Annotated in this window: 25 protein-coding genes; 14 read left to right on the top strand and 11 right to left on the bottom strand. The window is 50.8% G+C overall.

Annotated features, from left to right (window positions below; genetic code table 11):
- Positions 1-48: 48 nt before the first annotated feature.
- From dmsD to JQN59_RS12295, 5 genes are all read right to left on the bottom strand, one after another.
- Positions 49-663: a Tat proofreading chaperone DmsD gene (dmsD, locus tag JQN59_RS12315; protein ID WP_048214221.1), complete on the bottom strand. Its 615-nt coding sequence runs from the start codon at positions 661-663 to the stop codon at positions 49-51.
- Between the two features lie 42 nt (positions 664-705).
- On the bottom strand, positions 706-1,560 hold the full coding sequence (locus JQN59_RS12310) for a dimethyl sulfoxide reductase anchor subunit family protein (protein WP_048214220.1): 855 nt from the start codon (positions 1,558-1,560) through the stop codon (positions 706-708).
- A gap of 1 nt (position 1,561) precedes the next feature.
- Positions 1,562-2,179: a dimethylsulfoxide reductase iron-sulfur subunit DmsB gene (gene dmsB / locus JQN59_RS12305; protein ID WP_008784727.1), complete on the bottom strand. Its 618-nt coding sequence runs from the start codon at positions 2,177-2,179 to the stop codon at positions 1,562-1,564.
- Positions 2,180-2,189: 10 nt separating this feature from the next.
- Positions 2,190-4,628 (bottom strand): selenate/tellurate reductase subunit YnfE, encoded by a 2,439-nt coding sequence (ynfE, locus tag JQN59_RS12300; RefSeq protein ID WP_149607215.1) that lies wholly within the window; start codon positions 4,626-4,628, stop codon positions 2,190-2,192.
- Between the two features lie 148 nt (positions 4,629-4,776).
- Positions 4,777-5,085: a DUF1161 domain-containing protein gene (locus JQN59_RS12295; RefSeq protein ID WP_008784729.1), complete on the bottom strand. Its 309-nt coding sequence runs from the start codon at positions 5,083-5,085 to the stop codon at positions 4,777-4,779.
- 102 nt (positions 5,086-5,187) lie between these two features.
- On the opposite strand from JQN59_RS12295, the gene JQN59_RS12290 reads away from it, so the two are divergent.
- Positions 5,188-5,898: a YnfC family lipoprotein gene (locus JQN59_RS12290; RefSeq protein WP_149607216.1), complete on the top strand. Its 711-nt coding sequence runs from the start codon at positions 5,188-5,190 to the stop codon at positions 5,896-5,898.
- A 6-nt stretch (positions 5,899-5,904) separates the two neighbouring features.
- On the opposite strand, the gene speG is transcribed toward JQN59_RS12290, so the two are convergent.
- Entirely contained in the window at positions 5,905-6,465 is a 561-nt protein-coding gene (gene speG, locus JQN59_RS12285; RefSeq protein WP_008784731.1) for a spermidine N1-acetyltransferase, read from the bottom strand.
- Between the two features lie 35 nt (positions 6,466-6,500).
- On the bottom strand, positions 6,501-6,842 hold the full coding sequence (locus JQN59_RS12280; RefSeq protein ID WP_003032382.1) for a DUF1283 family protein: 342 nt from the start codon (positions 6,840-6,842) through the stop codon (positions 6,501-6,503).
- Positions 6,843-6,995: 153 nt separating this feature from the next.
- Here JQN59_RS12280 and JQN59_RS12275 point away from each other — a divergent pair, with 153 nt between their 5' ends.
- The 5 genes from JQN59_RS12275 (at position 6,996) to JQN59_RS12255 (ending at position 12,742) form a co-directional block, all read left to right on the top strand.
- Positions 6,996-7,322 carry a YnfA family protein gene (locus tag JQN59_RS12275; protein ID WP_008784733.1) on the top strand — a complete coding sequence of 109 codons (327 nt, stop codon included), beginning with the start codon at positions 6,996-6,998 and terminating at the stop codon, positions 7,320-7,322.
- 107 nt (positions 7,323-7,429) lie between these two features.
- On the top strand, positions 7,430-8,644 hold the full coding sequence (gene rspA, locus JQN59_RS12270) for a starvation-sensing protein RspA (RefSeq protein WP_204528078.1): 1,215 nt from the start codon (positions 7,430-7,432) through the stop codon (positions 8,642-8,644).
- Between the two features lie 13 nt (positions 8,645-8,657).
- Positions 8,658-9,677 (top strand): Zn-dependent oxidoreductase, encoded by a 1,020-nt coding sequence (locus JQN59_RS12265; protein ID WP_048214216.1) that lies wholly within the window; start codon positions 8,658-8,660, stop codon positions 9,675-9,677.
- Between the two features lie 53 nt (positions 9,678-9,730).
- Complete coding sequence (locus tag JQN59_RS12260) at positions 9,731-11,110, top strand: MFS transporter (RefSeq protein ID WP_111465661.1); 1,380 nt, start codon at positions 9,731-9,733, stop codon at positions 11,108-11,110.
- 165 nt (positions 11,111-11,275) lie between these two features.
- Complete coding sequence (locus JQN59_RS12255) at positions 11,276-12,742, top strand: mannitol dehydrogenase family protein (RefSeq protein WP_149607217.1); 1,467 nt, start codon at positions 11,276-11,278, stop codon at positions 12,740-12,742.
- A 74-nt stretch (positions 12,743-12,816) separates the two neighbouring features.
- Here JQN59_RS12255 and ydfZ read toward each other — a convergent pair whose 3' ends face one another.
- The 3 genes from ydfZ to ydfG form a co-directional block, all read right to left on the bottom strand.
- Positions 12,817-13,020 (bottom strand): putative selenium delivery protein YdfZ, encoded by a 204-nt coding sequence (gene ydfZ, locus JQN59_RS12250; protein ID WP_016156477.1) that lies wholly within the window; start codon positions 13,018-13,020, stop codon positions 12,817-12,819.
- 191 nt (positions 13,021-13,211) lie between these two features.
- Positions 13,212-13,898 carry a GntR family transcriptional regulator gene (locus JQN59_RS12245; RefSeq protein ID WP_003032396.1) on the bottom strand — a complete coding sequence of 229 codons (687 nt, stop codon included), beginning with the start codon at positions 13,896-13,898 and terminating at the stop codon, positions 13,212-13,214.
- Between the two features lie 86 nt (positions 13,899-13,984).
- On the bottom strand, positions 13,985-14,731 hold the full coding sequence (ydfG, locus tag JQN59_RS12240) for a bifunctional NADP-dependent 3-hydroxy acid dehydrogenase/3-hydroxypropionate dehydrogenase YdfG (RefSeq protein WP_048214214.1): 747 nt from the start codon (positions 14,729-14,731) through the stop codon (positions 13,985-13,987).
- A gap of 137 nt (positions 14,732-14,868) precedes the next feature.
- Here ydfG and dcp point away from each other — a divergent pair, with 137 nt between their 5' ends.
- The 3 genes from dcp to JQN59_RS12225 all read left to right on the top strand — a co-directional run bounded on the left by dcp (position 14,869) and on the right by JQN59_RS12225 (position 18,475).
- Complete coding sequence (gene dcp / locus JQN59_RS12235) at positions 14,869-16,914, top strand: peptidyl-dipeptidase Dcp (RefSeq protein WP_149607218.1); 2,046 nt, start codon at positions 14,869-14,871, stop codon at positions 16,912-16,914.
- A 218-nt stretch (positions 16,915-17,132) separates the two neighbouring features.
- On the top strand, positions 17,133-17,393 hold the full coding sequence (locus JQN59_RS12230) for a hypothetical protein (RefSeq protein ID WP_020996405.1): 261 nt from the start codon (positions 17,133-17,135) through the stop codon (positions 17,391-17,393).
- 155 nt (positions 17,394-17,548) lie between these two features.
- The gene (locus JQN59_RS12225; RefSeq protein ID WP_149607219.1) at positions 17,549-18,475 is read left to right on the top strand and encodes a diguanylate cyclase; all 927 of its coding nucleotides are present in this window, start codon (positions 17,549-17,551) and stop codon (positions 18,473-18,475) included.
- Positions 18,476-18,759: 284 nt separating this feature from the next.
- On the opposite strand, the gene mgtS is transcribed toward JQN59_RS12225, so the two are convergent.
- The gene (gene mgtS / locus JQN59_RS12220; protein ID WP_003032406.1) at positions 18,760-18,855 is read right to left on the bottom strand and encodes a protein MgtS; all 96 of its coding nucleotides are present in this window, start codon (positions 18,853-18,855) and stop codon (positions 18,760-18,762) included.
- A 486-nt stretch (positions 18,856-19,341) separates the two neighbouring features.
- On the opposite strand from mgtS, the gene urtA reads away from it, so the two are divergent.
- From urtA to urtE, 5 genes are read left to right on the top strand one after another with little or no spacing between them, the layout of a single operon-like run.
- Positions 19,342-20,613 carry an urea ABC transporter substrate-binding protein gene (gene urtA / locus JQN59_RS12215; RefSeq protein ID WP_003832925.1) on the top strand — a complete coding sequence of 424 codons (1,272 nt, stop codon included), beginning with the start codon at positions 19,342-19,344 and terminating at the stop codon, positions 20,611-20,613.
- 43 nt (positions 20,614-20,656) lie between these two features.
- On the top strand, positions 20,657-22,231 hold the full coding sequence (gene urtB, locus JQN59_RS12210) for an urea ABC transporter permease subunit UrtB (RefSeq protein WP_149607220.1): 1,575 nt from the start codon (positions 20,657-20,659) through the stop codon (positions 22,229-22,231).
- Positions 22,231-23,304 (top strand): urea ABC transporter permease subunit UrtC, encoded by a 1,074-nt coding sequence (urtC, locus tag JQN59_RS12205; RefSeq protein WP_103014892.1) that lies wholly within the window; start codon positions 22,231-22,233, stop codon positions 23,302-23,304. Before urtB ends, urtC begins: the two co-directional genes overlap by 1 nt.
- A complete protein-coding gene (gene urtD, locus JQN59_RS12200) occupies positions 23,304-24,101 on the top strand; it encodes an urea ABC transporter ATP-binding protein UrtD (RefSeq protein ID WP_008784743.1) in 798 nt (265 codons plus the stop codon). Before urtC ends, urtD begins: the two co-directional genes overlap by 1 nt.
- Positions 24,102-24,110: 9 nt before the next feature.
- Positions 24,111-24,809: an urea ABC transporter ATP-binding subunit UrtE gene (urtE, locus tag JQN59_RS12195; RefSeq protein WP_048214207.1), complete on the top strand. Its 699-nt coding sequence runs from the start codon at positions 24,111-24,113 to the stop codon at positions 24,807-24,809.
- Positions 24,810-24,844 lie beyond the last annotated feature (35 nt).

The raw sequence follows: 24,844 nt of genomic DNA, 5'->3' as shown, positions 1-24,844 counted from the left end.
GCGCAACAGGATGCACCACAGGCAGGACGCATCCTACCTGTGACGAAACTAACGGAACAAAGGCTTATCGGCTACCGGGATCAGTAACTGTGATTGCCACTGTGCCAGCGTCAGACGCGCCAGCTCACCCAGCGCCTGGTAGAACGGATGGTCGGCTTTTTCGATAAACACATTAAGGAAGCGCGATGACCATGGGAACAGATGCCAGGCCAGCAGTTGCTCGCACTCGGTGTGGCGTTCGTTCTCGGCAAGCCAGGCCGTCAGCAACAGCAGCGAACCAAAGTGATCTTCTGGCTCATTTTGCTGCATGGCAAACTGGATGCCGTTGTCCCGCATCCACTGGCGTAATGCCAGCGTGGAGTCGCCAAACAACACGTTTTCACGATCCAGCCAGACGGATCCCCATGGCGGAGAAGGGAGCGCATAAGGCCCAACAAACAGACGTTGCCAGGCCTGCGGGAGAGACTCATCGGCATCAGCCTGAAACTGATCGACTAACGGCGAAAGCGTTGTCTTTTCAAGCGGCCACTGCGACTGCCAGCCTTCGGTTCTTAATGCACTGACCAGTGCCGAAGCTTCCGCACTGTCTGGGGCATAATAAAACAGCGCGCCGAGCACACGCGCTGCAGTAGAAAAGTTGTCTCGTTGTGAAAAATGGGTCATGCAAACAATCCTGAACAGTGCGGGTTGCCCCGCACCCGAAAGTTAACCTGCAACAGCCATTCCGACTGTCATATGTAAACCGTAAAACAATCCGCGGCCAATGATTTCACCGACAAGCACCAGAATTAACCCGAGCGCCAACCCGCCAACGGACGGTCGTTTGCGACGGATCAACGGACATATCCAGCAACCCAGACCCGCAGCCAACAGCAGCACACGCCAGACCTGTAAACTGCCGTAGTCGGGAACCAGCGCGCTGGCGGATTGTACCGAACTGTGGATCTCGCCGAGTGACAGTCCCTGCAGCACAATAACGGCCACCGTAACCAGCAGAGCCAATACGCTGATACCGGCGAATCTGACGACGTTAAAAGAAACACCTGCAGCACGCAGCAGCAGAGCGGCAAATAGCGGTCCACTGAGCAGCATCGTCATGAAAAACGCCAGTGTAGTATAGCCGTTATACCAGGTTGGGACGGTGTCTATCTGGTAGACGTTGGTCATCGCAAAGACAAATACCAGGCCCAGCAACATGCTCAACAGCAGCCAGATTTTACCTAACGCTGCGGGCATTTTACCGAGAAACGCCACCAGCCACCACAGGCCACCGACGGCGAAAAACAGCGAACCGCTGGCGATTTCGTTACTTAGCGCCGATGCGCCAATTTTGTTCAGCGAGTTAAACGCGCGCAGCGGCGAACCTAAATGCATAACCGAGGCGAGAAAGGCGATGCCCATTACCAGCCAGAGAAAAAACATACTGCGAACGATACGTTGTTTTGCCAGCTCGTCTTTAGCTGTCAGCCAGCCGCAACCACTGACGATCAGCGCCCCGGCTACGCACTGGCCCAGCACCGTAAACAGTACCAGCGGCCATTCATGCCATCCATTTCCCATATTACACCTCCTTTGGATTAGCCAGAAAACCCGTGGTATCCCCGGTCGGGCGGCAATTGGCGTTTGGTTTGATCACAATATTTGGTTTGGTGAAGTGCGCACCCGGCAGCGGGGCGACGGCAGCCAGTTCACCATGTTTTTTGCGCAGTTCGTCGATGGGGCCAAAATCCAGCGCACGCAGCGGACAGGACTCGACGCAGATGGGCTTTTTGCCGTCTGCCACGCGATCATGGCAGCCATCACACTTGGTCATATGTCCTTTCGCAGCATTGTACTGTGGCGCACCGTACGGGCAGGCCATATGACAGTAGCGACAGCCAATGCATACGTCTTCATCGACCACCACAAAACCATCCTCACGCTTATGCATCGCACCACTTGGACAAACCTTGGTGCAGGCCGGATCCTCGCAGTGGTTACAGGAGATGGAGAGATAGTAGGCAAAAACGTTCTGGTGCCAGACGCCGTTGTCTTCCTGCCAGTCACCACCTGCATATTCGTAAATCCGCCGGAAACTGACGTCAGGAGTGAGGTCTTTGTAGTCTTTGCAGGCCAGTTCGCAGGTTTTGCACCCGGTGCAACGACTGGAATCAATAAAAAATCCATACTGAGTTGTCATGGGTTAGTCCTTAAACCTTCTCGATCTCGACCAGATTAGTGTGCTGTGGGTTGCCTTTTGCCAGCGGTGAAGGGCGCTGTGTTGTCAGCGTATTGACGCAGGCGCCATGGTCAATTTTGTCGCCGGCCATATCGGCATCGTGCCATGCACCCTGGCCCATTGCGCTGACGCCAGGCAGGATCCGTGGCGTCACTTTGGCCGGAATACGTACTTCCCCGCGGTCGTTAAAGACCCGCACCATATCGCCATTTGCAATACCACGCTTTTGGGCATCGACGGGGTTGATCCACACTTCCTGACGACAGGACGCCTGCAGAACATCAATATTGCCGTAGCTGGAGTGCGTACGGGATTTGTAATGAAAGCCAAACAACTGCAGCGGAAATGCGCTGCGTTTAGGATCGTCCCACCCTTCAAACGTGGAGGCGTAGACGGGAAGTGGACTAATTACTTCATCCTTCTGCAACTCCCAGGTGTTGGCAATTTTCGCCAGCCGGCTGGAGTAAATTTCAATCTTTCCAGACGGTGTTTTGAGTGGATTGGCCTGCGGATCGTCGCGGAATTTTTTATAAGCGACAAAATGCCCGTTAGGATCTTTGCGTTTATAGATCCCCATTTTTTTCAGCTCGTCATAAGAAGGGAGCGCGGGGTCCTTGGCCAGCATTTTTGCATACAGATACTGGAGCCACTGTTCCTGAGTACGGCCTTCCGTAAACCGTTGATAGATATCATTGCCAAGGCGTTTGGCGACTTCGCTCATTATCCAGTAGATCGGTTTGCGTTCGAACTTCGGTGACGTCGCGGGTTGAATAAAAATGAGGTATCCCATGTTGCCCGCATAGTCGTTAGGAATGATGTCTTCCTGTTCGACGGTCATTAGGTCCGGCAGCAGGATATCGGCATATTTCGCTGAGGAGGTCATGAAGTTTTCGATGACCACTATCATTTCGCATTTCGTATCATCCTGAAGGATCTCATGCGTTTTATTGATATCTGAGTGCTGATTAGTAATGGTGTTGCCCGCGTAGTTCCAGATAAATTTAATCGGTACATCGAGCTTATCTTTACCGCGCACGCCATCGCGGGTTGCGGTCATTTCCGGACCCCGGGCGATGGCGTCGGTCCAGCTAAAGCAGGATATCTGGGTCTTGATGGGATTATCCGGCAGCGGCATGCGTTCAATCGTGATGGTGTAGGTTGATTCTCGTGCACCGCTATTGCCGCCGTTGATGCCAACGTTGCCGGTCAGGATTGGCAGCATCGCGATCGCGCGCGAAGTCAGTTCGCCGTTAGCTTGACGTTGTGGACCCCAACCCTGACAAATATACGCCGGTTTTGTACTACCGATTTCCCGTGCCAGTTTAATGATGCGCTCGGCCGGGATCCCTGTGACATGCGAGGCCCATTGGGGCGTTTTAGCGACACTGTCATCGCCATTGCCAAGTATATAGGCCTTGTAATGTCCGTTAGCGGGGGCGTCAGCGGGTAGGGTTTTCTCGTCATAACCGACGCAATATGTGTCGAGGAACGCCTGGTCGACCAGATCTTCGTTAATCAGGACCCAGGCGATTCCCGCCACCAGTGCGGCATCGGTTCCCGGACGGATAGGGATCCACTCATCTTCACGACCCGCAGCGGTATCGGTATAACGCGGGTCGATGACGATCATGCGGGCGTTAGAACGCTCCCGGGCCTGCTCAAGGAAGTATGTTATGCCACCGCCGCTCATGCGCGTTTCGGCAGGGTTATTGCCGAACATCACCACCAGCTTCGTGTTTTCAATGTCAGAGGTACTGTTGCCGTCATTTGAGCCGTAGGTGTAAGGCATTGCCGCCGCGATTTGTGCGGTACTGTATGTGCCGTAATGGCTCAGGAATCCGCCATAGCAGTTCATCAATCGAGCGACCAGCGAGGCATAAGGGGAGGAGCGAGTAATATTGCCGCCGACAATGCCAGAGGTGTAGTTGATATACACGGCCTCATTACCGTATTTCTGTACGGTATTTTTTAAACTGGTGCTGATGGTATCCAGCGCTTCCTGCCAGGTTATGCGTTCGAATTTGCCCTCACCGCGTTTACCCACGCGCTTCATAGGATAATTGAGGCGGTCCGGATGATTGATCCGTCGACGGATTGAGCGTCCACGCAAACAGGCACGCACCTGGTGCTGACCATAAATATCGTCTCCGGTCGTATCAGACTCCACCCATACGACCTCGTCATCTTTGACGTGGAGTTGCAGGGCACAACGACTGCCGCAGTTCACGGAACAAGCGCCCCAAACCACTTTCTCTTCAGCCGGTTGCATTGCCTGTTGTACCGCAGCAGCTGCGGTGCGCATCCCAAAAGGTAACGATAACCCGCCAGCGGCAAGCGCCAACGAACCTATAGCCGAGGATTTCACTAACATCCTGCGGCTAATGCCTCCATATTGCTCAGTATCAGACATAACTCACTCCATTATAGTTATCGCTATATACTAATCTCTACAGCGAAATTAATAGCATGCTAATAATAGAGTGAGTTTACCCATTTATGAGTATGGCATCTTAATGCATATCAAACTGGAGTAACCCTCCGCGTACGGAGGGTATGATTTATTGCGGTTCGGCGACGTGCCCGTCCTGTGCAGGCGAGCTGTTGGCAGGGGCGTTTCCACTGTTAGTCCGGGTGTAGAGAATTTTGTGCGTATCGTTTGCACAATGTCCTACCACCAGTGAATCAGGTTGATCGGCCTGATCGTTGGGGACAATGTTCAGCGTAAAGCTGGACTCTGCGACGCCATTATTGATGATGCGCTGCTCGATATCGCTTTTCACGCGTTCACATGACGCAGGTGCCGCCAGAACCTGTGGGGATGCAACTGCCAGTAAGATCGCGGCAATTCCTGTTACGTATTTCATCATCAGCTCCTTTATGATCGACATAGACTAAGATTAGCATTTCTGGTGTAAATAACTGTATTTGCTAATATGATTGAGAATTATCTTCTAATCCCGGTGAAAAATGTGAAGAAACAGACCCTGTTAGGTTTCCTGTGTATCGTGCTGGTTGGGTGTGATAACGCCAAAGGGCTGGTTTCCTTTACGCCGGAAATGGCCAGTTTTTCCAATGAGTTTGATTTCGATCCGCTGCGCGGGCCGGTGAAAGATTTCAGTCAGACGCTGCTCAACGACAAAGGTGAGGTCACTAAGCGCGTTGCTGGTACCCTGTCACAGGAAGGGTGTTTCGATACCCTTGAACTGCACGATATCGAAAACAATACCGGTATGGCGCTGGTCCTGGATGCTAACTACTATCGGGATGCCGAAACGCTGGAAAAACGGATCCGTTTACAGGGCAAATGCCAACTGGCTGAACTGCCTGCTGCCGGTGTGGTGTGGGATACCGACGATAACGGCTTTGTCGTTTCCGCCACGGGGAAAGAGATGAAGGTGCAGTATCGATATGATGCCGAAGGCTACCCGCTGGGCAAAACAACCGTCAGTAAGGACAGCACTTTGCAGGTTGATGCTAAACCGTCGGTTGACCCATTGAAGAAGTTAGATTACACCGCGGTGAGCATGCTCAATAATCATCCGTTAGGCAATGTCAAACAAACGTGCAAATACGATGAATACGCAAATCCGATCAACTGCCAGCTTGTTATCGTTGATGAGAGCGTGAAGCCGGCAGTTGAACATCATTACTCGATTGAAAACACGATCGACTACTACTAGTCGTGTTTACTGAGCGGTAGGCGGCAGCAGATTAGGGCCTGCCGTTTTGTGCTCTGCCAGATACTGCTGCTGGAAGATACACATACGAATCGTGTTGCGGTATTGACCGTTGATAAAGAACTCATGGATCAGCTCGCCTTCCACCATAAAACCGAGTTTACGGTAGATGTGGATAGCCTTTTCGTTCTCTTTATCGACGATCAGATACAGCTTATAGAGGTTGAGCACGGTAAAGCCATAGTCCATTGCCAGCTTTGCTGCCCGTGAGGCCAGACCCTTCCCCTGATATTCCGGCGAAATAATAATCTGGAACTCGGCCCGGCGGTGTACATGGTTAATTTCAACCAATTCCACCAGCCCGGCTTTTTCACCGTCGCACTCCACCACGAAGCGGCGTTCGCTTTGGTCGTGGATGTGTTTGTCATACAGGTCTGACAGCTCAACAAACGCTTCGTAAGGCTCTTCGAACCAGTAGCGCATTACGCTGGCATTATTATCAAGCTGATGGACGAATCGTAAATCTTCACGCTCCAGCGGGCGCAACTTAACACTGAGGGCGCTAGTCATATCGTATCCTTTCAATATCCTTCAAAGTGCAATGATTATGGGGCAACGGTGCGGCCAGTACGGCGGTCGAGGCAGCGCAGGGTGTTAGGTTCCCAGTACGCATTAATATTAGCGCTCTGCTCGCACTTATCACGGCTATCAAAGGCCGTATCGGCTTTGTCCCACTCTTTCTCTGCACGTTTATTGACTTTCTGGCGAAGCTGACGCGTATCGTTCCATTGTTCCTTTTCCATTGCGGCTTGTTGACGACTTTGCGCACTATCTCCGGATTCAATGACCAGTTTACTGGTTTCAGCAAATGCGGAAGAGGTGTACACAGCCGCAGCCAGCGTCAGCATAGCCGTCAGGCACAGGCGTTTGGTCAGTGTAATTTTCATGGTGAATTCCTTTTATGGGAAAGGGTAAAAACGATAAAACAGGGTTAAATTCTACACTATTCCAGTTTGCGGGCATACCCACCCGGTGGATATGGATACGCTAACGAGATTCTGTCGTATCATGGTTAAACCGAAGGTAACTGAATAACATCAATGCTTAAGACCACATTTCTTTTTTTCATCACCGCGTTATGCGAAATTATTGGCTGCTTTTTACCCTGGCTTTGGCTTAAGCGAGGAGCTACAGCCTGGTTGCTGATACCCGCCGGGGTGTCACTGGCTTTATTCGTCTGGTTGCTGACACTGCATCCGGCAGCCAGCGGGCGTGTATACGCAGCCTATGGCGGTGTTTACGTGGTGACCGCGCTGCTATGGCTACGTATTGTCGATGGTGTAAAACTCAGTTTATATGACTGGTCTGGCGCGCTGGTGGCGTTGTGCGGCATGCTGATCATTGTGGCTGGATGGGGGCGCGCATAGCGCCTTTTTTGTGATCAAACAGTGTTTTTTTGATCTTTATACTTGTATGGTAGTAGCTCAGTTGAGTAAGTTTCCTGCATCACAAGAACAGATGTAGGGAATAAGAAATGAAGATTGTTGGGGCTGAAGTGTTTGTCACCTGTCCTGGGCGTAATTTTGTAACGTTGAAAATTACGACAGAAGATGGGATCACCGGGCTGGGAGATGCCACGTTAAATGGACGCGAGTTGTCTGTGGCGTCGTATCTGAAAGATCACGTGTGTTCGCAGCTTATTGGTCGCGATGCGCATCGTATTGAGGACATCTGGCAGTTTTTCTACAAAGGTGCGTACTGGCGTCGTGGTCCGGTCACCATGTCGGCGATTTCTGCGGTGGATATGGCTCTCTGGGATATTAAAGCGAAAGCGGCGAATATGCCGTTGTACCAGTTGCTCGGCGGTGCTTCTCGTGAAGGGGTTATGGTCTACTGCCACACCACAGGCCATACCGTTGATGACGTACTCGAAGATTATGCACGTCATAAAGAAATGGGCTTTAAAGCCATTCGTGTGCAGTGCGGCGTACCGGGTATGAAAACCACTTACGGTATGTCTAAGGGCAAAGGACTGGCCTATGAACCCGCCACCAAAGGGCAATGGCCGGAAGAGCAGTTGTGGTCAACGGAGAAATACCTGGATTTCACACCAAAATTGTTTGCTGCCGTGCGTGACAAGTTTGGTTTCAACGAACACCTTTTACACGATATGCACCACCGTCTGACGCCAATTGAAGCGGCCCGTTTCGGCAAAAGCATTGAACAGTACCGTTTGTTCTGGATGGAAGACCCAACGCCAGCTGAAAACCAGGAGTGCTTCCGCCTGATCCGCCAGCATACGGTCACGCCGATTGCGGTAGGGGAAGTGTTCAACAGCATCTGGGACTGTAAACAGCTTATTGAAGAACAACTGATCGACTATATCCGCACCACCATCACCCATGCGGGTGGTATCACCGGTATGCGCCGGATTGCTGATTTCGCGTCGCTGTATCAGGTTCGTACCGGTTCACATGGACCTTCCGATCTGTCGCCTGTGTGCATGGCCGCCGCGCTGCATTTTGATCTGTGGGTGCCGAACTTCGGCGTACAGGAATATATGGGCTATTCCGAGCAAATGCTGGAAGTGTTCCCACATAACTGGACCTTTGATAACGGCTATATGCATCCAGGAGACAAACCTGGTCTTGGGATCGAGTTTGACGAAAAACTGGCGGCGAAATATCCGTATGACCCTGCATATCTGCCCGTTGCTCGCCTGGAAGATGGCACGCTGTGGAACTGGTAAGGAGTGATTTGCTATGAAAAGTATCGTGATTGAAAAACCGAATACGCTGGTTATCGCCGAACGACCGGTGCCAGAACCCTTAGCAGGTGAGGTGAGGGTAAAAGTGAAACTTGCGGGGATTTGTGGTTCCGACAGTCATATTTATCGCGGTCATAATCCATTTGCACAATACCCGCGCGTGATTGGCCATGAGTTTTATGGCGTGATCGAGGCGGTAGGTGACGGTGTTGACCATTCGAGAATAGGTGAACGGGTGTCCGTTGATCCGGTCATCAGCTGCGGACATTGTTATCCCTGTTCAATTGGTAAACCTAACGTTTGTACATCGCTGGTGGTGCTGGGTGTGCATCGCGATGGCGGTTTCAGCGAGTACGCTGTTGTGCCAGCGAAAAATGCCTGGACGATCCCCGATACAGTGCCTGATGAGCATGCCGTTATGGTGGAACCTTTCACTATCGCCGCAAACGTGACCGGGCAAATTAAACCAACAGAAAACGATATTGCGCTAATTTATGGCGCAGGGCCTATGGGATTGACCACTGTACAGGCGCTTAAGCGTGTCTATAAGGTCAAAACTGTAGTGATTGCTGACAGAATCGATGAGCGCCTGGCCATGGCGAAGCAGTGCGGTGCAGACTGGGCAATCAATAATAGTCAGCACTCGTTGCAAGAGTTCCTTGCGGAAAACGGACTAAAACCGACCATTATCGTGGATGCAGCTTGCCATCCATCCATTTTACAGGAGGCAATCACGCTGGCATCGCCGGCCGCGCGAATTGTTCTGATGGGCTTCTCCAGCGATCCTTGTCAGATTATTCAACAAGGCATTACCGGGAAAGAACTGTCCATTTATTCCTCAAGATTAAATGCGAACAAATTCCCGATTGTGATTGATTGGTTGGTCAACGGACTTATCGATCCTAATCAACTTATTACTCACACTTTTGACTATCACCACGTTACCGACGCAATTGAATTGTTTGAGAAAGATCAGCAGCACTGCTGCAAAGTCTTACTTACATTCAGTGAATAATATAAATAACTGCGAGTAAGTGGTACGCATCTTACCTCTTAGAGATAGCCAATATGAATCAAGAAAAACACGAAAGATCCACGAAAGATCTGGTTAGAGCTGCCGTATCCGGATGGTTGGGTACTGCGCTCGAATTTATGGATTTTCAGTTATATTCTTTGGGTGCCGCACTGGTATTCCATGAAATATTTTTCCCGGAACAGTCAGCCGCCATGGCGCTTATTTTAGCGATGGGTACATACGGTGCAGGATATATTGCTCGTATTGTTGGGGCATTTATATTTGGCAAAATGGGAGACAGCATCGGCCGTAAAAAAGTACTGTTTATTACCATTACGATGATGGGAATTTGTACGACCTTAATTGGCGTGCTGCCAACATATGCACAAATTGGTATCTTTGCGCCTGTGCTGCTGGTGACGCTGCGTATCGTGCAAGGGCTTGGTGCGGGGGCTGAAATTTCGGGTGCGGGCACGATGCTTGCCGAGTACGCGCCAAAAGGTAAACGTGGCATTATTTCCTCACTTGTTGCCATGGGGACCAACTGTGGAACCCTTAGCGCAACGGCCATCTGGGCGGTGATGTTCTTTGCGCTCGACCGTGAGGAGTTATTAGCCTGGGGTTGGCGCATTCCGTTCCTGGCGAGTGTCGTGGTGATGATCTTTGCCATCTGGTTGCGTATGAATCTCAAAGAAAGCCCGGTATTTGAGAAAGTGAATGATGAAGAAAACGCTCCGGCATTAAATAATTCGTCAGAAAATACGCTGGGGGCGATGTTTACCAGTAAATCTTTCTGGCTGGCAACCGGCCTACGTTTTGGACAGGCGGGTAATTCAGGATTAATCCAAACCTTCCTTGCCGGTTATTTGGTGCAGACGCTGTTATTTGATAAATCTATACCCACTGATGCCTTAATGATCAGTTCGGTGTTGGGCTTTATTACAATACCGTTGCTTGGCTGGTTGTCTGATAAGTTTGGTCGTCGTTTGCCTTATATTATCCTGAATATCTCGGCAATTATTTTGGCTTACCCGATGCTGTCAATTGTAGTGGATAAAACGTATAGCCCGGGTGTCATCATGACGGCACTGATTGTTATTCATAATTTTGCTGTATTGGGGTTATTTGCTCTCGAAAATATTACCATGGCGGAAATGTTCGGTGCGCGTAACCGGTTTACGCGAATGGCGATTTCAAAAGAAGCAGGCGGGTTGGTTGCTGTTGGTTTTGGTCCGGTTCTGGCGGGTATTTTCTGCAACATGACTAATTCCTGGTGGCCAATTCTGGTGATGGTCATCGCTTACTCACTGATTGGTTTGATTTCCGCGTTGCTGATGCCAGAAGTGAAAGATCGCGACCTAAGCGTACTTGAGGATGCTGCCGAGGTAAATAAAGCCGCGAAGGTTCGTTGCTCGGTGACTCAGACAAGCTGATACCAGACAGTAGCATGGGCGGATGTACTCGTACGCTGCCCATGCTATTACACAGCTTTACATGATGTCATACCAATCATAAAAAGCTTAATGCAAATCAAAACATACAACCATACAGGCGTTACTCTGGAACAGTCCTGATTTCATTTATAAGTAGGCCATACCATGCAAAACAAGCTTTTAGCGGCAAAGGCTGCACTTCCTGACTACGATCGTACAAAACTGGTTCCGCGTATTGTTCATCTGGGATTTGGCGCGTTTCATCGCGCACATCAAGGTGTTTACGCTGACATTCTGGCCGCCGATCACGGCAGTGACTGGGGCTACTGCGAAGTGAACCTGATTGGCGGCGAGCAGCAGATTTTCGATCTGAAACAGCAAGATAATCTGTATACCGTTGCAGAGATGTCTGCTGATGCCTGGACTGCGAGAGTCGTGGGCGTGGTGAAAAATGCATTGCATGCGCAGGTTGATGGTCTGGAAAGCGTACTGGCAGCGATGTGTGAACCGCAGGTCGCGATCGTTTCCCTGACCATCACCGAGAAAGGATACTGCCATTCTCCGGCGACCGGCCAACTGATGTTAGACAACCCGATGATTGCAGCCGATCTGCAAAACCCTAAACAACCAAAAACTGCGCCGGGCGTGGTGGTTGAAGCCCTGGCGCGTCGCAAAGCTGCGGGTTTAGCCGCCTTTACCGTGATGTCCTGCGATAACATGCCAGAAAACGGTCATGTGATGCGCAATGTTGTCACTGCATATGCCCGAGCGGTGGATATGGAACTGGCCGCGTGGATCGAACAACATGTGACCTTCCCATCAACAATGGTTGACCGCATTGTCCCAGCGGTTACGCAGGAGACACTAGACAAAATTGAACATATCACCGGTGTACGCGACCCGGCAGGCGTGGCATGTGAACCGTTCCGCCAGTGGGTAATTGAAGATAACTTTGTTGCCGGCCGTCCTGAATGGGAAAAGGCCGGGGCGGAACTGGTGGCTGATGTCATTCCGTTTGAAGAGATGAAACTGCGTATGCTCAACGGCAGCCACTCTTTCCTTGCGTATCTTGGGTATCTGGCGGGATATCAACACATTAACGATTGCATGGGCGATGAAAACTATCGTCTTGCTGCACGTGCGCTGATGTTGCAGGAACAAGCACCTACGCTGAAAGTAAAAGGTGTTGACCTACAGCGTTACGCCGATCTGTTAATTGAACGCTACAGCAATCCGGCGCTGCGTCATCGTACCTGGCAGATCGCCATGGACGGTAGCCAAAAACTGCCGCAGCGTATGCTTGATTCCATTCGTTGGCACATTTTGCACGGTAGTGACTTTGCGCTACTGGCACTGGGTGTCGCTGGTTGGATGCGTTACGTCGGTGGTGTGGATGAACAGGGCCAGGCGATTGAAATTAGCGATCCACTGTTGTCGGTGATCCAGAATGCAGTGCGTAGCAGTAACGAGGGCGAAGAGCGCGTTCAGGCGCTGCTGGCAATCGATGCTATTTTTGGTCACGAACTGCCTCAGGTTGAACTGTTCAACCGTCAGGTCACACAAGCGTATCTTACTTTACTGGCTGAAGGGGCGAAGGCGACGGTTGCGAAGTATGCAGCAAAACTGAAATAACGAAGATTATGCTCTATGTCGCCATCTGGCTTGCAACGGCCAGATGGCGCTGTGTTTTCTGGCATTCACACCAATTAGTTTATGCCTAAACGAATCAGCTCGAGGGGGGCGTATTTGCCTTCACATCCTTCGATTTCCACTGTTTTCCCGCGGCGAATCTGCTCAGCGGTCAGGCCATCGGTATCTATCGCTGTAATGCGGCCTGTGAGTCCGGTGTCGCTGATCATGACGCGGCTGCCAGTGGTGATTGCGTTACGGTTACGATCGTATGTTTTCATGGTGTTTTCTCCTTTCCAACTTACCGTCAAAGCCCGTGGGCTTTTAGTCCCACGTAACGGGCGCAATATAAATACGCTTCTCGTTAATGATTTTTTTTGTTTTCGATCAAAATCACAGCTTTTTTTATGCAGTTATGCGGGAGAGGGGAAAACGCAGGAGAAACTCACCCCGGAGTGAGGTGAGCGTAGTATTAATCTTCGCTGAACCAGTCGCTATTTTCCTGACGAATAAGCTGAACGGACTCACCAATTTCCTGAAGATGGAGCATCATTGCGCGCTCGACCGCATCGCCATCATGCTTCTCAAGGGCGGCAAAGATATCGTGATGCTGGCGTAGCAGCATTTCAGGCGGGGAAATATGATCCAGGCTCATATAACGAACGCGGTCAATTGTAGCCTTTATATTCTCAACGGTATCCCAGGCGAGTTGGCACTCGGCGATTAAAGCCAGTTTCTGATGAAACTCATCATCAAGCTGGAAGAAATCATTAATCTGTTTTCGGTCAATTGCGATGCGCTGCTGATGCAAATTTTGTTCAAGCTGATAGCACTGTTGATCGTTGATCAGCGATGCGGCACGGCGTACCACAGCACATTCAATTGCCTGGCGAACAAAACAGCCGTTTTGCACCTGCGACAGCGAAATTTTATTCACGTAGCTGCCACGCTGTGGGCGGATCTGAATCAGACCGTTCTCGGCCAGTTTGATGAATGCTTCTCGTACCGGCTGGCGTGACACATTAAAACGTACGGAAACCTCTTTCTCCGACAGCGGTGTACCGGGTGCAATCAGACAATGCACGATATCACGGCGAAGAATACGGTAAATCTGTTGATTTACTGGCTGTGTAGGGTTGAGCTGCGTTTCTACGGTCATTCATTCTTACTTTTTAGAGAGTTAACCCGGATATTTTATCACTTCTTTCAGGCTATCCATACCCGGCGCAAGGCCGGGCAGAGAAATTAGCTCCGGTGGATACTCAGCCCGGCAAAAGACTGTGTGACAGGCATCATTTCAAGGGTGTTGATATTGACATGAGCCGGTAAAGAAGCCACCCACCATACCGCTTCTGTAACATCTTGCGGAGTCAGCGCCGTGGTATTTTCGTAGGCTTTTTCAGCTTTGGCGTCATCACCTTTAAAACGGACATTAGAGAACTCCGTACCGCCAACCAGACCCGGCTCGATGTCGGTAACGCGAATTGCAGTGCCGTGTAAATCAGTACGTAAATTCAAGCTAAACTGGCGAACAAACGCTTTGGTCGCACCGTAGACGTTACCGCCAGCGTATGGCCAACTGCCCGCGGTAGAACCGATATTGATAATATGACCGCGGTTGCGTTCAACCATGCCTGGCAGAACGGCACGGGTCATATAAACCAGCCCTTTGTTGTTGGTGTCGATCATATTCTCCCAGTCTTCAATGCTGGCCTTGTGAGCAGGTTCAAGGCCCAGCGCCAGACCCGCGTTGTTGACCAGAACATCAATACTGCGCCATTCAGCAGGCAGGGCATCCAGCATCTCTTCAATCGATGCACGATTACGTACGTCCAGTTGCGCGGTATAGAGGCGGTCACCCAATTCCTCTTTCAGTTCCTGCAGGCGCTCCTGGCGGCGTCCGGTGGCAATAACTTTATGCCCATTCTCAATAAAACGACGCGTAATACACTCACCAAAACCTGCGGTTGCTCCGGTTACTAAAACGATCATCTCACTGTTCCTCAACGCTTTTTATGTAGCACTACCATAGCACGTCATTTCCGTTCAGAGCTATTCCTGCGTAACGCGATTGCGGTTGATTCCTGGGAAGTCTACTCTGGTAAACAAATCGTTTTCAGGAGTGAAAGATGTCGTTAACGAATCCTTTTTTACGTCACAGCACGTTGCCGTACCAGGCACCGCAGTTTGATCAGATAGAGGTGCAGCACTATCGCCCAGCGTTCGATGAAGGCGTGCGGCAAAAACGTGCAGAGATCGAGGCGATTGTGCAAAACCCGCAGGCCCCTGATTTTGCCAATACGTTGCTGGCGCTTGAACAAAGCGGCACGCTGCTCACACGTGTAACCAGCGTTTTCTTCGCGATGACGGCGGCACACACCAACGATGAACTACAGCGCCTTGACGAAGAGTTTTCCGCAGAACTGGCGAGCCTTGCCAATGATATTTATCTCAATGGCGCGCTTTTTTCGCGCGTTGAAGCGGTCTGGCAACAGCGAGGTTCGCTGGGGCTGGATAACGAATCATTACGCTTGCTGGAAGTCATCCACCAGCGTTTTGTATTAGCCGGCGCGCGTCTGAATGAGGTCGATAAAGCGAACCTTAAAGCGCTCAATACAGAGTCCGCCACGTTGACCAGCCAGTTTAATCAACGGCTGCTGGCGGCGAACAAGTCCGGTGCTCTGGTGGTGGATGATGCACGTTACCTGGACGGACTTAGCGCAGAGGAAATTGCTGTTGCCGCCGAAGCTGCAAAGGAGAAAGGGCTTGAAGCGCGTTGGGTTATCCCGCTATTGAATACGACTCAGCAACCGGCGCTTGCGGCGTTACGCGATCGCCAGACCCGTGAGAATCTGTTCAACCGCGCATGGACGAGAGCAGAAAACAATGACGCTAACGATACTCGGGCGATTATTCAGCGACTGGTCGAGATCCGGATGCAGCAGGCGAAACTACTCGGTTTTGCCAATTACGCTGCATGGAAAATTGCCGATCAGATGGCAAAAACACCGGAAGTGGCACTGAATTTCATGCGGGCTATTGTTCCCGCTGCGCGAGCCAGGGCATTGGATGAACAGGCCGAAATCCAGAATGTTATCAATCACGAACAGGGGAAATTTAACGTCGAGGCCTGGGACTGGGCATTTTATGCCGAGCAGGTTCGTCGTGAGAAATATGCTCTTGATGAGGCGCAGCTCAAACCTTACTTTGCCCTTGATACGGTGCTGAACGAGGGCGTTTTCTGGACAGCTAATCAACTCTTTGGCATAAAATTTATAGAACGGTTCGACATTCCTGTTTATCACCCGGATGTTCGGGTATGGGAAATATTCGATCACGATGGCGTAGGGCTGGCGTTATTTTACGGCGATTTCTTTGCCCGGGAATCGAAAAGCGGTGGTGCCTGGATGGGCAATTTTGTTGAGCAATCGCAACTCAATGAAACCCGGCCGGTTATTTACAACGTGTGTAATTATCAAAAACCGGCAAAGGGTCAGCCTGCATTGTTATTGTGGGATGATGTTATTACGTTATTTCATGAGTTTGGGCACACGTTGCACGGCCTGTTCGCCACTCAGCGTTATGCCACGCTTTCAGGGACCAACACTCCGCGTGATTTTGTTGAGTTTCCTTCGCAGATCAACGAACACTGGGCGAGTCATCCGCAGGTCTTTGCTCATTTTGCTCGTCATGTTGATACCGGGGAGCAAATGCCGCAGGCGTTGCGGGATAAGATGCAGCGGGCCAGCCTGTTCAACAAAGGTTACGACATGACCGAACTGCTCAGTGCCGCATTGCTGGATATGCGTTGGCACAGTCTGGAAAAGAGCGCGTTATCTCTTTCGGTCGATCAATTTGAACAGCAGGCGCTGGCGGCTGAAGGTTTGGATCTCAAGGCCGTGCCGCCTCGTTATCGCAGCAGCTATTTTGCCCATATCTTCGGCGGCGGCTATGCCGCAGGGTATTATGCCTATTTATGGACGCAAATGCTGGCCGATGACGGCTATCAGTGGTTTGTAGAGCAGGGCGGATTAACTCGTGAAAACGGGCAAAAGTTCCGTGAAGCGATTTTGTCCCGCGGTAACGGTACTGATTTAACTGAACTTTACCGCCAGTGGAGTGGGCGCGATCCCCGAATGGAGCCGATGCTGGAGCATCGAGGTTTGAGCGTCTAAGAGATTATTAGCCAGAATATTGAGCCGGGCGTGATGCCCGGTTTTTTATTATTTTAAAAGATGGCAATTTTTAGGGTTTTATATGAAAGCTGACAATAATAGTTATCAACAAATGATGATGAAATATATTCAGGAATGCTGGTTTAATAATGATGATGCCTTTGAATGTTTGATAAGATTAGCGTTCATGTACGGGCAGGTTTCTCAGGTAATTGTTAATGAAAATAGGGGTTCTAATAGCTGTGCTTGTTATGTCCGGATGTGCAGATAGTACAATTGTGCAATCCAGCGTCACTCCGTTTACGCCACATGTTTCACGCTCAAATGCTGAAATCATCGCACGGTATAAAGAAGCGCGTGAATCCGGGTTTTCCCATGGTTCTGCGTATCAATATGCCAGAGGCGACAAAACCTACACATCCGATCAATTAGAGGTGATTGGGCTTAATGAAATGCTGAATGAACCGTTATTGGTTTGACCGCTTTAGTGACAACGCTATGCCACAACAGATGGTATAGCGTAATATCCTGTTAATTATGATTTATTAATTACTATTAAAAAATTTACATAAATTTTCTTTTTTATCGTTAAGATAATTCCATCAGAAACGCTCGAACAGGGAGGGAGAACGTGATGATGAGAAATACGAAGGAAATAGATGCAATTTTGATTGAGTTGAACAAGTCCATTGATGCCCACTACAAATGGTTAGTGACAATGTTCCGCTGCGTGGTGTCTTCAGATGTTACGCAGCCAGATATTATGGGTGAAAACTCGCATTTTGCTTGTCGATTTGGACAGTGGCTTAATAATCAATCACGGTACAATGAGGATGATTGTAGTTACGTAAGCAAGATAAGCGCCACCCACGAAAAGATGCATTTATCAGGCAAGAAATTGCTAATGGCTATCGTGGAGAATCGTAGCCATTCATGGCATTTCGACAGCTTCCAGGATGCGCTGCTGGCATTTACCTCATCTGTAATGGACTACAAAATATATTTATTGAGTATCCGCAGTAATATCGACGCATTAACAGGTTTACCTGGCAGAAGAATGCTCGATGAGTCTTTTGATCGGCAGTTGCTCGACGCCGAACCGCTTAATCTTTATATATTGTTGTTAGATATCGATCGTTTTAAATACGTTAACGATACCTACGGCCATTTGGTGGGTGACGTGGTATTGCGGGCTCTGGCATCAAATTTATTGTCATGGACGCGATATGATGAGGCGGCGTACCGTTACGGTGGAGAAGAGTTCATTATCATCATCAGAACAAAAACGGACGAGCAGGCATGCCAGGCGGGTTTGCGACTTTGTCGTCTGATTGGTCAGAAAAAAATTCCCTACGCTGAGGGAGAGATCGGTATCACGGTGACGGCAGGCATAACCCGGGTTCAACAGGGTGAAACGCTGGATACCGTGCTTGGTCGGGCCGACAGGGCGATGTATCAGGGGAAACAGACCGGCAGGAATCGCTGCATGTTTATGGATGAAAATGAGCAAATTGCGTTGGTGGACACCAATGACGGAACCTCGTATCCCCTCAGTGCGTGAGTTTTCGAAAAACGCTTTGAGGTAGTTGCGTTTCGTTTAACTTTCATTGGGGTTGTCGATGATAGGTTAGCTGACTATCCGTTATCTTCGCAGGGAATTGCCAGATAGCGTATAAAAGCAAAACACAAATCTATCCATGCAAGCATTTACCGCTGGTTTATCCGGCGGTTTTTTTTATCTGTAAATCAGGAAAAAGGCACAGCGAGTGCGATTCAGGTAAAAAAATGGCCCCTTGTGCAGTTACGCTACAAGGGGCCGGGTCGGTGCAGGACTATCTCCGTTCATCAATCATCCCATCTGTGGCTAAAATACGCGGCCAGGAAACCGGAAAATAAAATAATTCCCAGAACAGCCATAAAAATATTCATATTACCCAGCATAGTAAATGCTCCTTTATCTGTGAGTTTCCTCTCTTACCTTAAGTTCACCTCGCTTATGACTATAGTAGCAATTCAATCTTAAACAAAGGCTGAACTGTGTGATTATTTCGACTGAAAAGTAAATTTTTGACATGATCACGTCGAATAAAATAAATAATAGTGACGAGACACATTTATCTGCGCACAAATAACCCTGTTTTTAAACCCTGAGACGCTGTTATGACGGTGTGCTGCTGATACAGATTGTTGCACGTTTATAATGCAGAGTTGTCTCATGGTGGTTCAATTTTTCGTGTGATTAATCCTTTTGGCGGGAAAATGTAATACTGATCTATGTGCGTCAGATGCTAATTTGTTGATTTTATATGAGGTTTTAATATCTGGCATCGTTTTTGCCTTATCACTTCTGAACACCCTTAATTTGCACCGTTTTGTCTGCCCGGCTGCACCGGAGCTTTCAGCAAGTCTAATTTCAGGAGTGAAACTATGCAGCGTCGTACATTTTTAAAAGCTTTTGCACTTTCTGCCTCTGTTGTCGCAATGGGCGTGAGTTTTAGCGTTCAGGCAGCCGACACCATTAAGGTTGGCATCATGCATTCGTTATCCGGCACGATGGCCATATCCGAAACGCCGCTAAAAGATGTGGCGTTGATGACCATCGATGAAATAAATGCTCAGGGCGGTGTGTTGGGTAAAAAGCTGGAACCGGTGGTGGTTGACCCGGCCTCGAACTGGCCGTTATTTGCTGAAAAAGCAAGACAACTGCTGAGTCAGGACAAGGTGGCGGCAGTTTTCGGCTGCTGGACATCGGTTTCGCGTAAATCGGTTCTACCGGTATTTGAAGAGTTAAACGGTCTGCTGTTTTACCCGGTGCAATATGAAGGTGAGGAGATGTCGCCTAACGTCTTCTATACCGGCGCAGCTCCCAATCAGCAGGCGATCCCTGCGGTTGAGTATCTGATGAGTGAGGACGGCGGTAGCGCGAAACGCTTCTTCCTGCTGGGCACGGATTATGTTTATCCGCGCACGACCAACAAAATTTTACGCGCCTTTTTGCACTCAAAAGGGGTCGCCGATAAAGACATCGAAGAGGTGTACACCCCATTCGGACACAGCGATTACCAGACCATTGTCGCCAGTATTAAAAAATTCGCCGCAGGGGGAAAAACGGCGGTGGTATCAACCATCAATGGGGATTCTAACGTACCGTTCTATAAAGAGTTAGCGAATCAGGGGCTGAAAGCCACCGATGTGCCGGTGGTGGCTTTTTCCGTGGGTGAGGAGGAGCTACGCGGTATTGATACCAAACCGCTGGTGGGCAACCTTGCCGCCTGGAACTACTTTGAGTCCGTCGATAATGCGGCCAACAAAAAGTTTGTCGCTGATTACCGGGCGTATGCCAAAGCGCACAAATTACCGAATGCTGATTCGGTGGTGACGAACGACCCAATGGAAGCCACATATGTTGGCCTGCATATGTGGGCGCAGGCGGTAGAAAAAGCCGGAACCACCGATGTGGATAAAGTTCGTGCTGCTATGGCGGGGCAATCCTTCGCTGCGCCATCAGGTTTTACCCTGACCATGGATGCGACCAACCATCACCTGCATAAACCCGTCATGATTGGCGAGATTGAAGGCAACGGCCAGTTTAACGTGGTGTGGCAAACCGACGAGCCAGTCCGCGCCCAGCCGTGGAGTCCGTACATCGCTGGTAATGATAAAAAATCTGAACAGCCTGTGAAAACCGCCAGCAACTGATCTAACGCCCTCCTGCGGGAGGGTAATGCTTTGGAGAACGCTCATGAAAGCTATGCGCTTTATTCGTGGTGTGTTGTTGCTGATGTGGTTTTTGCCGTGGATAGCCCAGGCCGCAGATGCTGATACCTTTACCGCCGCCAACCGTGCTCAGCAGGCCGCCTTGCTTGAACAATGGGCGGTGAATCCCGACGTTCAGCGCATCCCGCTGCTCAGCGCGCTGCGAGATGAGAACCTGCTGACCGATAACACGAAAAATGCCTTCATCATGAACGGCTCGCACGTACAGCCGTTAGGAACAGCGACAGCCCCAAACGGCGAGCTAAAAAAAATTCGCCTGACTAACCGCCTGCGTAATCTGGTAGCCGGAGCGTTGGCTGTCCATCAGCTTTTAAGTGACAGTGTCACGGTAAGGCTAAAGGCAGCTCGTACATTACAGCGTGAGGCGCAGCCGGGCATGCTGCCGTTTTTACAGCAACGACTGGCTCAGGAGTCAGATGGTGATGTGAAATCCGCACTCGCTATTGCACTGGCAAATCTGCAACTGAGCAGCACCTCGCCGGAGGTCAGGCTTCAGGCAATCGAACTATTAGGGGCGTCAAATGATCCTGAAACTCAGGCGCGCCTGCAGCCATTCACCAGGGCTGAACATGAACCCGATGCCCGAGTGCGTGCTGCCGCTGACGAAAGTCTGAATTCCATCTCGCATCGCATGAAGGTTGGGGATCTTCTTGGGCAGGCTTTCATGGGACTGTCACTGGGTTCTATTTTGCTGCTTGCGGCATTAGGTCTGGCGATAACCTATGGATTACTCGGCGTCATCAATATGGCGCATGGCGAGATGTTAATGCTCGGGGCGTACTGTACCTGGATGGTGCAACAGCTGATGGGCCAGTTTTTTCCGCAATGGTTGGCCTGGTATCCGGTTATTGCTCTCCCTGTTGCCTTTTTGCTGACTGCGGCAGTAGGAATGCTTCTGGAGCGTGGGGTGATACGCCATTTATACGGCCGTCCGCTTGAAACGCTACTGGCGACCTGGGGTATCAGCCTGATGCTCATCCAGTTGGTGCGTATGACTTTCGGCGCGCAAAACCTGGAAGTCGCCAATCCGGCATGGCTTTCCGGCGGCATTCAGGTTTATGCCAATCTGATATTGCCGTGGAACCGAATAGTGGTGCTTGGCTTTGCCATGCTGGTGCTGTTCTTCACCTGGCTGCTGTTGAATAAAACACGCCTCGGGCTGCGCGTGCGTGCCGTGACGCAAAATCGCAATATGGCGGCCTGCTGCGGCGTACCTACCGGACGAGTCGATATGCTGGCCTTCGGCCTTGGTTCAGGAATTGCCGGACTGGGAGGCGTGGCGCTCTCGCAACTAGGTAACGTAGGACCGGAGCTGGGGCAAAGCTACATTATCGATTCGTTTTTGGTGGTGGTACTGGGCGGCGTTGGACAGCTTGCCGGGAGCGTGGCTGCGGCATTTGGGCTGGGGATCTTCAATAAAATTCTGGAGCCTCAGGTGGGGGCGGTTCTCGGCAAAATCATGATCCTGATGTTGATCATTCTGTTTATTCAGAAACGACCTCAGGGACTGTTCGCGCTGAAAGGGAGGGTTATTGACTGATGACGATGCCAATGACAATAACGCTGGCGCGTAAAGCGCCGCGTGCAACACGCGTGCTGGGTCTGGGCTTACTGCTGGCGTTGATTATTCTGCCGTTTCTTGCGCTGTTACCTGCGGATCATCCTCTGGCCATATCGGTGTGGACGTTGACGCTGGCCGGGAAAATTCTCTGCTATGCCATTGTGGCCGTTGCGCTGGATCTGGTGTGGGGCTATGCCGGAATGCTCTCGCTGGGACACGGTATCTTCTTCGCGCTGGGGGGCTATGCGATGGGAATGTACCTGATGCGCCAGGCTTCCGGCGAAGGATTACCGGCCTTTATGTCGTTCCTGTCGTGGAGCGAGCTGCCCTGGTTTTGGTGGGGGACGCAACATTTTCTCTGGGCGATGCTGCTGGTTGTTCTGGTGCCGGGCTTACTGGCGCTGGTATTTGGTTGGTTTGCCTTCCGTTCAAAAATCAAAGGTGTCTATTTCTCCATCATGACCCAGGCCCTGACTTTCGCCGGAATGCTGCTGTTTTTCCGCAATGAAACCGGCTTTGGCGGAAATAACGGTTTTACCGGTTTTACCACCATTCTGGGGTTTCCGGTGACCGCGACGTCCACCAGGATCGCGCTGTTTCTGGCGACGGTTATGCTGCTGGTGCTGGCAATATGGCTGGGACTTGCGCTGGGCCGCAGTAAGTTTGGTCGTATTCTGACCGCCGTGCGCGATGCCGAGAACCGTTTGATGTTCTGTGGTTACGATCCGAAAGGTTTCAAGTTACTGGTGTGGACGCTTTCCGCTGTACTGTGCGGCCTGGCCGGGGCGCTTTATGTCCCGCAGGTAGGGATTATCAACCCCAGCGAAATGTCGCCGACCAACTCGATTGAAGCGGCGATTTGGGTTGCTCTCGGCGGACGTGGAACCCTGATCGGCCCGGTATTTGGCGCTGTACTGGTGAACGGTGCTAAAAGCCTGTTTACCGTCATTATGCCGGAATACTGGCAGCTGTTTCTTGGCCTGATCTTTATTGGCGTTACGCTTTTTTTACCTCGTGGTGTGATTGGCCTGTTTCGCAAAGGAGACAAATAATGCAGCCGGATGAAGGACTTTTTACTCGCCAGATGCCGGGCGATCGGTTTCGCGAACAAACGGACCCGGTACTCCAACTGGAAAAAATTAACGTTAATTTCGACGGATTCCAGGCGTTAACGGATCTCTCGCTCAATATTGGCGTCGGGGAGCTGCGCTGTATTATTGGCCCCAACGGCGCCGGGAAGACGACGTTAATGGATGTCATAACCGGTAAAACCAGACCGCAAAGTGGTCGTGCGATATACGATCAGTCGACCGATTTAACAACGCTGGATCCCATTGCCATCGCGCGTCAGGGGATTGGACGGAAATTTCAAAAGCCCACGGTATTTGAAGCATTAACGGTGGAAGAGAACCTGGAGCTGGCGCTGAAAAATGATAAATCTGTCTGGGGGGCTCTACGGGCACGACTCTCAGGCGAACAACGGGATCGTATTGATGAAGTACTGGCGCTGTTGCGGCTGGGTAATGAGCGGGCCCGCCGCGCCGGTCTGCTTTCGCATGGGCAAAAACAGTTTCTCGAAATTGGCATGCTGCTGGTGCAGGAGCCGCATTTACTGCTACTGGATGAACCCGCGGCGGGGATGACGGATGCGGAAACGGAATACACGGCGGAGCTGTTTCGCCAGCTTGCCGGAAAGCACTCTCTGATGGTTGTTGAGCACGATATGGGATTTGTTGAAACCATTGCCGATCGCGTCACAGTATTACATCAGGGACGTGTCCTCGCTCAGGGGAGTCTTCGCGATGTGCAGGCCAACGAGCAGGTTATTGAGGTCTATCTCGGGCGTTAAGGAGTTCATATGCTGCAGGTGAAAGAACTGAATCAATATTATGGTGGCAGCCATATTCTGCGCGGGGTGAGCTTTGAAGCGCGTATCGGTGAGGTGACATGCCTGCTGGGGCGTAACGGCGTGGGGAAAACAACACTACTAAAGTGTCTGATGGGACTTATTCCGGCCCGTAGCGGAAGCGTGCTCTGGCAGGATAAAAATGTCACTCACTGGAAGCCGCATCAGCGGGTCAGGGCCGGTGTGGCGTATGTCCCACAGGGGCGTGATATTTTTCCGCGTTTGACGGTCGAAGAGAATCTGCTGCTCGGTCTTTCCCGTTTTTCAGCACCGGAGGCCAGGCATGTGCCGGATGATATTTACGCGCTCTTTCCGGTTTTACAGGAGATGAAGCATCGGCGTGGCGGAGATTTGTCCGGCGGGCAACAGCAGCAACTGGCCATAGGACGAGCGCTGGCAAGTCGCCCACAGTTGTTGATTCTTGATGAGCCAACGGAAGGGATCCAGCCGTCGGTGATTAAAGAGATTGGTCAGGTGATTTCTCAACTGGCGCACCGGGGGGATATGGCTATTTTGCTGGTGGAGCAGTTCTACGATTTTGCGCAGCAGCTGGCCGACAAATACCTGCTCATGTCGCGGGGCAGCATTATTCAAAGCGGCGATGGTAAAAATATGGAGGCCGAGGGCGTTCGGGGACTGGTTGCAATCTGAGGTATGCGACAGAGCGGCTTCGGCTCTGTCGCTAT

The organism is Citrobacter sp. B72 (assembly GCF_016894305.1).
Lineage (GTDB): Bacteria > Pseudomonadota > Gammaproteobacteria > Enterobacterales > Enterobacteriaceae > Citrobacter > Citrobacter portucalensis.
Note: the sequence above shows the minus strand (reverse complement) of the source record. Positions and strands in the feature narration are given on the sequence as shown.